We start from the raw sequence: 8,821 nt of genomic DNA, 5'->3' as shown, positions 1-8,821 counted from the left end.
TCTCCTTAACGGGCTCGCAAGCACCAAGCCTTAGACGGTCACGCTGCGTCCGCACAGCCAAGATGAGCGTCACCCTACCAGGTTCATGGCGCCGAAGCTCCAACTTTGCGTTGGTGGAGTTCTCCTTACGTCGGCTGCTACCATTCCCGTACAATCAGTTTGATCACGTCGCCGTTCAACGTCTCATTTCCTTGAGCAGTGCGTCCACGGCCTCGTCCATTTCTTTCTCGCGGACATCCTTGAAACGGATGACGCCCTTGGCATCGAGAACGTAGGTCGTCGGCCAACTGTGCACGTTCCATTTGCTGGCAATCGGGCCGCTCGTGTCGCCACCGTCCCACCAGGATCGCCAGGTCATGTTCTCCTTCTTGATGACCTGCTTGAGATGTTGCTTGGGATCGCTGTTGACGCCGAGGAGCGCAAACGGTTTGGCTGCCAGTCGTTTCACGAGCGACCGCTCGTGCGGGTACATGGCCCGGCAAGGCCCTCACCAATCGCCCCAGAAATCAATCACCACCACCTTGCCGCGATACTCGCTCAGTTTGAAATGCTTGCCCTCAACATCTTCGCCTTCAATCTCGGGCGCCACCTTGCCGACGCCGAGATTGCGGATTTCAAACAACTCCGCCGTGGCGAGATCAGCCAACGTGCCGCGATAGCCTTTAACGTCGGCATATTTCGCAACCACCAATTCAAACAGCTTCTCGGGTTCCTTGCTCTCAGCTACGGAAGCATTCATTTTTGAGCGGCGATTGAGAAACTGCCCCAGACTCAACGTCGCCTGCCCTTGCGCTTCGTGATGAGTATTTTCTTCCATCACGCCGCGCAGCAGTCGTTCCGCGGCCTTGGAATCGGAGTAAACCAGACTCTGGCAAACCGTGCCGATCTTCTCGCTCTGCAGGTGTTCGCGATTCAGGATGTCCAAAGCTTTATCGAATGCCGGGCCAGCACGGCCCCGCGTGGCGACCCAAACCAGCGCGTCAACGGCTGCCGGGTCCTTGGGATTTTTCTCTGCCAGCTCCAAAAAACGTGCGGCAAACATCTGCGAATCCGGATATTTCACCGCCACCTGCTGGCGCTCTGCGTCGGTCTTGGCAGCGCCATACGCTTTGAAGTACTCCTGCTGTGCTGCTTGAAACTCTTTTTCCAAAGTCGCATACGCCGCGCCCGCAGGCGAGGCATTGACTGGCGTCAGAAACACCAGCCAAGTAGCAAGGGCGAGAAGCGACAAGAGCCTCCCCAAAGCTGGCCCGGATAACGAGCGAACATTGTTTCGGGTATTGAAGCGGAGATTGCGAAGGCTGATGGAATGTGTGGCTTCCATGTGCACGACCCTAACCAACCGCGAATAGAAGGCAAACCCTCATTTCGAAATGTTTTGCGGCCGCAACACGCGTTGATCACCCTGTCGCTGGGTTAATCCGTCGCGGTCCAGTTTCTCCAGGAGCGGCACGACGACGCGGCGGCTGGTGCCGAGCGCCTGACGCAGTTCACTCACAGTTGCTTTGTGGTGTTCGCGCAAATAATTTCGGATGATCTCCGTCGCCCCAGCCACTGCCTTAGCGCCCATCACGAGTTCAGCGTTCACTTCAATCGCTTCGCCACTTTGAATGAGGAAACGCAGCGCTTGTTGTGTCGGCGCGTCCTGGGCCAATTCTTTGCGCGACGGCGGATCCAATGGTCTGTCCTCCAGGACCGCTCGCAACTTCGCGCCGGCGGCTTGGAGCGCCGGTGGCAACGCGGGCCGATGCGTCGCACGTTTGATGGCGACGCCCACCGGTACAAATTCTGTCCGGCACAAATCCGCCACGAGCGCGTCGAAAACTTCCGGCAAAGGAAGTTCACCCCCTAGCGCAGTCCGAAGCGAACTCAGCGGCAGGCCAGCATGGTCGGAATGCGCCTTGTGCTCGCCGTCAATCGCGGTCGTGGCTCGTTGGCGGATCGCATTCCACCATCCGGCGTCCGCAACCAGTTCACCGGCTGGAATAATGTCACATTTGGCTGCCAGCTTCTCGACCGCCCCGGCGATTTCCGCTGTACTGAAGCGTGATTTGAGCAGGAGGGAGGAGCGCCGCGCCACACCGTCCCGCTTGAGTTGCGTTTCGACACTCGCGGCAACGTCGCGCCACGATTCTGCCCGCCTGGCCAAAAACTTTCGCTGCCTCTCGCTGCGACCATTACTCCGGCTGGCGTCGGCGTCGAGCACGACCCCGCCTGCAAGTGTCGCTTGCTCCGCCCAATCCCGCACAATGAAACGATCGCCTAGGAAGGCGAACACCGGCGAATCAAAGCGGAGTTGAGCCAGTGCGCGTTCACCGGGCGATAATTGCTTCTGATCGGGAAAGTAAATCCGCGCCGACCCCTGGCCGCTTCCGTGATGAACGCGCACCAGGGCGCCATCCTTGAGAGGCCGCTTGGCCAGACTCTTGCCGTCGGTCAGCCGCGACGATTTTTCCAGCCACACATCGAGCGTATCGTTGGTTGCGCCCAGTTCCGGCAGGGTAATCACGTCGCCGCGGCGCACGTCTTCGATGCCGACGTCTACCAGGTTCAAGGCCGTGCGCGTGCCCGGTTGGCTGGATTCAACGTCGCGATTGTGACTTTGAATGGTGCGAATGCGCGCCGGTTTACCGGCGGGTTGGATGACCACCATCTGCCCGCGACTCAATGCGCCGCCCGTGAGCGTCCCGGTCACCACCGTGCCGACGCCGCGCAAGGTGAACACGCGGTCCACCGGCAGGCGCGGCTTGCCGATGTCGCGTTGAGTTGGTGTCTCGGCCAGCACCCGAGGCAGTGTTTCCTTCAACTCGTCCAACCCGCGACCCGTCACAACAGAGGTGGGAACAACGGGCGACTCAGCGATGGGCGTGGCGTGAAGCTTTTCGCGCACTGAATTGATGACCCCAGCTTCGTTCGACTCTACCAAATCAATTTTAGTGAGAGCGACAACAGCGCGGGTCACGCCGAGATACGTGAGGATTTGCAAATGCTCCTCCGTTTGCGGCATCCAGCCGTCGTCCGCCGCGACGACGAGTAGCGCGAGGTCAATCGAGCCGACGCCCGCGACCATGTTCTTCACGAAATCCTCGTGGCCGGGCACATCGACGATGCCGCAGGAGAAAGTTGAGGGTTGAGAGTTGAAGGTCAGGCCGTTTGGAGTTCCGCTTTTAGGTGGTTCTGCGGACGGACCGCCTGAAGGCGGAACTCCAAACGTGAGGTTGAGAGTTGAAAGTTCCAGGTGTGCGAAGCCGAGGTCAATCGTGATGCCGCGCGCCTTTTCCTCCGGCAAGCGCTCGGGATCGGTTCCCGTCAGCGCCTCGACCAGCGCGCTCTTGCCGTGATCCACGTGTCCGGCGGTGGCAAGGATGAAGTGTTTTCCAGTCATTGACTCGGACTGCTCGCAACGGCACGAGGTGCTTGCACAACTTCGTCATCCTGCCGAGGAAAAATTGTCCGTAGATCGAGTTTGAATCGTCCGCCCGAAATGTAGCCGATGACGGGTGGTGTGCCGGTGCGAAGTCGCGCGGCGAATTCCGGCAACGCCATGTTGACCGGCACAAGATCAATCGTGACGGACGGAATGACCGAGCGCGGCAACGTGCCGCCGCCGATTTGCGCTTTGCCTTCACCGATACTTACCTTGAGCGGAAGACCGTTGAGCGCGGTGATGATTTTCTCAGCGCGAGCGCGCAGTTCGTCGTTCGAAACCTGGAGCATGGCCAGCACGGGTAGTTGGAGTTCAGGCTTCAGCCTGTCCGGACAAGCTGAAGCTTGAACTCCAGCGGAAAGATAAACATCCACCGTCGTTTGTAGCGCGGCTAAGATGAGCTTGTCGCAACGCAACGCGCGGAAGAACGGCTCGCGTTTGAGCGCCGCGACCAGCTTTGCTTTGCCCGCGATGACGCCAGCCTGCGGGCCGCCTAGCAGTTTATCGCCGCTGAACGTGACGAGGTTCACGCCGCGTTTCAACACTTCAGCGGGCGTCGGCTCGTGCTCGATGTCTGCCAGCTTTTCCGTCTCGATCACCGCGCCGCTGCCGAGGTCTTCGACAAAGGGCAGACGTTTCTTGCGCACCAGTGCGGCGATCTCTTCGGTCGAAGGCGAATCCACAAAACCGCCCATGAAGAAATTGCTGCGATGAACTTTGAGGATCATGGCAGTTTCACGACTGATGGCTTTGGCGTAATCGCTGAGCGTCGTCTTGTTCGTGGTGCCGACCTCGCGCAGCGTTGCGCCGCTGGCTTCGAGAATTTCGGGAATCCGAAACCCGCCGCCAATCTGAATCAATTCGCCGCGGGAGATGATGACTTGCTTGCGCTCACCCGAAGTGAAATGGCGGAGAATGAGCACCAGCGCCGCGGCGCAGTTGTTGACGACGGTGGCGGCTTCCGCGCCGCAGAGCAACGCGAGATTGTGTTCGAGATAAGCGGCGCGCCCGCCGCGTTCGCCGCCGGTGAGGTCGTATTCCAAATTGTTGTAATTGGCGGCGATGGTTTGAAGAGTCTCGACGACTGCCGGGCCGAGCGGTGCGCGTCCCAAGTTCGTGTGGAGGATGATGCCCGTGCCATTGATGACGGGTTGAATGCGCGCCGTGCGTAAAGTGTCGAGAGCGGAGCGGACACGCGCAAGCACGGCGTCGAAGTCAGGGATTTTTTTCTCCGCGCGCAGTGCATTCAGTTCCCGGCGAACCACGCAGACGACCACAGGACGCGGCAGGTCGGCATCGACGAGCGCTTGGAGGACCTTCTCGACGGCAGGGATGGCACGCAACAACGATGCCTTCATGATTTGACGTGAACTCTGCATCTTGCAGTGGGCACGATTTTCCCGATGACGACGGCGCACGGCGCGCGGCGTGACTTCAAGAGTTTAAGCACCTTCTCCAAATGTCGAGGTGTCACGCAGAGCAACAAACCTCCGCTGGTCTGCGCGTCGGTAGCGAGAAACTTTTGCTCGTCGCTGACGCCATCCCATTCGGTGAATTCATTGGCTGCTTTCAAATTTTCGTGGCTGCCGCCGGGAATGCAGTCTTTCGCAATCAAATCAAAAACTTCCTTGCCAATGACCGGCAATTGGGCGGCGTCGATTTCTGCGCCGACACCGCTGGCTCGGCACAATGAACCGAGATGACCCAGCAAACCGAAGCCGGTCACGTCTGTGCCGGCGCGAACCAAGCCGCGTTCGGCAAGCTCGGTACCGATGGTATTGAGCCGGCACATGGAGCGGATGGCTTTGTTCGCAAGGGCAGGGGAGGTCAGGTTTCGTTTGATACCGGTGGTCACGATGCCGGTGCCGAGCGGTTTGGTGAGCACGAGCAGGTCGCCGGGTTGCGCGTTGGCATTGGTGATCATGCGTCGCGGCGAAACCATGCCGGTGACCGACAATCCGTAAACGGGTTCGGGATTGCGAATGCTATGGCCGCCGACGAGCACGCAGCCGGCTTCTTTTGTTTTCGCCGCCCCGCCGCGCAGAATGGCGTTGATAATCTTTGGCGGAACAAAATCAGTTGGAATGCCCATAATGTTCAATGCCGTGAGCGGACGGCCTCCCATCGCATAGACATCGGAAAGCGCATTGGCCGCGGCAATCTGTCCGTACACAAAAGGGTCGTCCACGATGGGCGTGAAAAAGTCCACCGTTTGCACGAGCGCGCGATCGCGGTCGATGCGATAGACGCCCGCGTCATCGGCGGTGGCCGCGCCGACGAGCAGGTTCGGATCGCGCAACTGCGGAAGCTGACGCAAAACTTGCGCCAGAGCCTTTTGGCTGAGTTTGGAAGCTCAACCGGCACAGGACGAAAGCGAGGTCAGTTTGAGAATCTGTTCACGCGACATGCGGCTCACCTCCCTTCGGATTTACGATTTGTGATTTGTGATTTACGATTTGAAGAGTCAGAGGAGCCGCTGACCCGAATTTTTCAAAACGGCAATCGCAAATCGCAAATCGTAAATGAAAATGGCGGAGAGGGAGCGAATCGAACACTCCTCCCGACGCGCAGCGCCGGAACGACGGTTTTGAAGACCGCGAGGGCCACCAGGCACCCTTCACTCTCCGGGAACGCAGGCTGAACATCCAACATCCAACGTCCAACGTCCAACTTCGAAGTTCGCGCAACTTGTTTGGTTGAACATTCGATGTTGGATGTTCGGTATTCGATGTTTCTTTTTCGACTGCAAATAGGCCGAACTTTGTGGAACGGAACGGAAAAAAATCACCGCATGGCGCGGACGGCTTTGACGATGGCGTCGGGGTCGGGGAACTGCCCCGTCTGCGACTTGGAATGGATTTTCTTGCCATTGACAATGACCTCAAACACACCGCCACCGGTCGGCACCAGTTTCAACGAGCGAATGTCCTGCTTGAGCCGCAGAAGCTTTTCCGTCAGACCGACGGCTTGTGGCTCGTAGTTTCAGACGCTGCAATATTCGATTGTAATCTCCAGGCTCATGATTCTTTAACTGGCGAAAAACTAGGTCAGTCTGCAACGGTCGTCAAGAACCGCGACGGTGGACGACGTGTTCAGGGTCACATCCCAATTCTGCCACCGTAGCGCCGACTTCCAAGTCCGCTGTGTCGCGGGTTTCCAAACCCGCAGGCTGTGCGAGTGCTTGCGCCCTGCCGACTGGGAGGTCGGCGATACAGCCGGTTTGGAAACCCGCGCTACTGGGCGGCCGCGTTCGCGTTGACGATTCGCGGCTCCCAACTTTGATCGATCTTCATCAACGAGACAACGTAGCCGGCGGCACCGGCTTCTTGGCTGCGGGCGACCTGCGCACTTATTTGTTCCGGGGTCACGTCCCAACCTTGCAGGACGGCGATCAAATGATTTTCGGGAACAGCAGTGCCGTTGCGTTTGGGTGGCATTTCCGAAAACGAATTCAACGCGTGTTTGATCCACCCGGCGGTCGGACCGTAGAGCGGCAGGTCGCGTTGGAATTCACGATAGGGCAGCAAGGCGCCGATGCTTTCGGCTGCTCGCGCGAGCGGCATGAGTTGCGTGGTGAATTCGCGCCAGCACGTGCCTTTGAAGCAGCCAACGCCCGCGCACAACCCGTCGAGGTCGTGTTCCTCGCACTCCGGCGTCCAGACGGGAACGATCTTTGCCTTGGGCAAGAGTTTTTTCACCGAGGCAACAAACCGCGCGGCCGCATCGTTGGGGAGACGGGTTGCGGTTTTGATCGGGCCATAATCCGTCGTCCAACGACAAAGGGGATGCCCGCAACCGCACGCCGATGGCGCGCCTTGAAGGTCGTTGAGGAAAATTCCTGTCGGCGTCGGTTGGTCGGCGAGCAATTGCTTCACGCGTTCCAAGTGGACCGGGAAAGTTTCCTGATAAAGCATCGGCACCCACGGATAGTTTTTGACCACCTCGTTCGTCTTAGTCGCTGGCAGCTTCGGAAAGAAGCGTCGCCATTCCGGATGGCCTTGCAGACTCGCCATCCATTCGGGATGCGCATCAGCAAGCGTCGGATTGCGAGCGATCTCGATCCAATAGTAAAGATCGAGACCAGATTTTTCGATTCGCCGCGCCGCTTCTTCTTCTGGCTGGCCGCTCCCATCGACCAGATTGAGCGCGGCGGCGTTGTATCCGTCGCGCTTGAGGTTGCGCAATCGTTCAGAACTGGCTTGGGCCGCGCTGATGAGAACAGCCTTGAGTTTGGTGGGCGTTGCAGGCGCTCCGTTGACTGCGCTGCTCAGAAACGCGAGAACGAGAAGACCAGCAAACGCGCTCTTGCTACTTCGATGGAACATAAACCAATGTGTCCGGATATTCGGCGACCCACGCGAACCAATTGCACTGCACGCTCCTCACCCACAGCAGCTCCTGACCCTTCAGTGGCCCGTCCACTGCGCGCCCGGCCAGTGTCCAACGCGTTCCGGTTTCCTTGTCCTTGAACGGCGCCGTTTCCGGCGAAACTGAATCCGCATAGAAAGTCAGTTGCCGATCCTGGAGCTTGGCATTGAACGCGATGGCGCTCTTCGTCGGTTCATACCAAAACACGGCGATGGATTCGCCGCCGAGTATGTCAGTGAAACAAGCGCGCTCGCCGGCGCCGTCCAACGGGTAAGCTTTCGTCAGTTCTCCAAGTTCCACGCCCAGAACGCGCATCTGTGGTTTTAGACGTGCATCCACTGTCCCCATCGTTTCCTTTGCTTCGGCGCTCAAAGCGGATGGAAGCTCAGCGGCGGGATATTTCTTACCGTCGAACAAATCATAAGCCGTCGATTCCGGATGAAGCATCAACCAGTAACCCCAATCCGTCAGCAGGCTGGGAATGCGCTCCAGCCGTTCGCCCTTCTTCGGTCCATCAATTGCGCGTCCGCTCAAGGCCGACCACAATGTGCCGTCGCGGCCCTTGACGATCATCGCGCCGCGCCGCCAGCCGTAAAATTCGTAACCGTAATCTTTCTTGAACGCGCTCACGTAGCCGCCATCCGGATCGTAAAAGAAAAGTCCGTAGGTGTCGTTGATCACGCGCGGCGCGGAGAGAAAAAGGCGGATGGGAATCGCGCCGCCGTTGTGGGCACCACGAATCCAAGCGATAACACGATCATCGTTCCGAATGAATCCTTTGCGGTTTTGGGTCGAAGCATAGGAGCAGGGTGGTTCCGTCAACGACTTGAACAGGCCGGGTTTGGGAAGAACTCCTGGCAACGATTCAGCGGCGAGCGCGGACATTTGAGCGAGGACTAACGAAACCAAAACGGCTGACCGAAAGAGAAAACGTCCGGATTTCATGGGCCAACTTTACGACCAATCATGCGGTGTTTCAAGGTTATTGCGGGACAGAAACAGGCGAGCTTGTTCGCCAAAATTAAT

General features: G+C 58.5%; 8 protein-coding genes and 1 tRNA gene. All 9 read right to left on the bottom strand.

Annotated elements, in window-relative coordinates:
* Positions 1–175: 175 nt before the first annotated feature.
* Positions 176–448, bottom strand: coding sequence for a redoxin domain-containing protein (locus HY298_22110; GenBank protein ID MBI3852958.1), 273 nt, complete (start codon positions 446–448; stop codon positions 176–178).
* Positions 449–487: 39 nt separating this feature from the next.
* Positions 488–1,324 (bottom strand): redoxin domain-containing protein, encoded by an 837-nt coding sequence (locus HY298_22105; GenBank protein ID MBI3852957.1) that lies wholly within the window; start codon positions 1,322–1,324, stop codon positions 488–490.
* Positions 1,325–1,363: 39 nt separating this feature from the next.
* Positions 1,364–3,385: a SelB C-terminal domain-containing protein gene (locus tag HY298_22100; GenBank protein ID MBI3852956.1), complete on the bottom strand. Its 2,022-nt coding sequence runs from the start codon at positions 3,383–3,385 to the stop codon at positions 1,364–1,366.
* Positions 3,382–4,785, bottom strand: a complete 1,404-nt coding sequence (locus HY298_22095) for an L-seryl-tRNA(Sec) selenium transferase (protein ID MBI3852955.1) — start codon at positions 4,783–4,785, stop codon at positions 3,382–3,384. Before HY298_22095 ends, HY298_22100 begins: the two co-directional genes overlap by 4 nt.
* Positions 4,782–5,834, bottom strand: coding sequence for a selenide, water dikinase SelD (gene selD / locus HY298_22090; GenBank protein MBI3852954.1), 1,053 nt, complete (start codon positions 5,832–5,834; stop codon positions 4,782–4,784). Before selD ends, HY298_22095 begins: the two co-directional genes overlap by 4 nt.
* A 122-nt stretch (positions 5,835–5,956) precedes the next feature.
* Positions 5,957–6,053, bottom strand: a tRNA-Sec gene (locus tag HY298_22085).
* A 158-nt stretch (positions 6,054–6,211) separates the two neighbouring features.
* Entirely contained in the window at positions 6,212–6,385 is a 174-nt protein-coding gene (locus tag HY298_22080) for a SelT/SelW/SelH family protein (protein ID MBI3852953.1), read from the bottom strand.
* Positions 6,386–6,660: 275 nt separating this feature from the next.
* Entirely contained in the window at positions 6,661–7,752 is a 1,092-nt protein-coding gene (locus tag HY298_22075; GenBank protein MBI3852952.1) for a hypothetical protein, read from the bottom strand.
* Positions 7,736–8,740 carry a DUF3179 domain-containing protein gene (locus HY298_22070; GenBank protein MBI3852951.1) on the bottom strand — a complete coding sequence of 335 codons (1,005 nt, stop codon included), beginning with the start codon at positions 8,738–8,740 and terminating at the stop codon, positions 7,736–7,738. Before HY298_22070 ends, HY298_22075 begins: the two co-directional genes overlap by 17 nt.
* Between the last annotated feature and the right edge of the window lie 81 nt (positions 8,741–8,821).

It is taken from the genome of Verrucomicrobiota bacterium (genome assembly GCA_016200005.1).
GTDB lineage: Bacteria > Verrucomicrobiota > Verrucomicrobiia > Limisphaerales > PALSA-1396 > PALSA-1396.
Note: the sequence above shows the minus strand (reverse complement) of the source record. Positions and strands in the feature narration are given on the sequence as shown.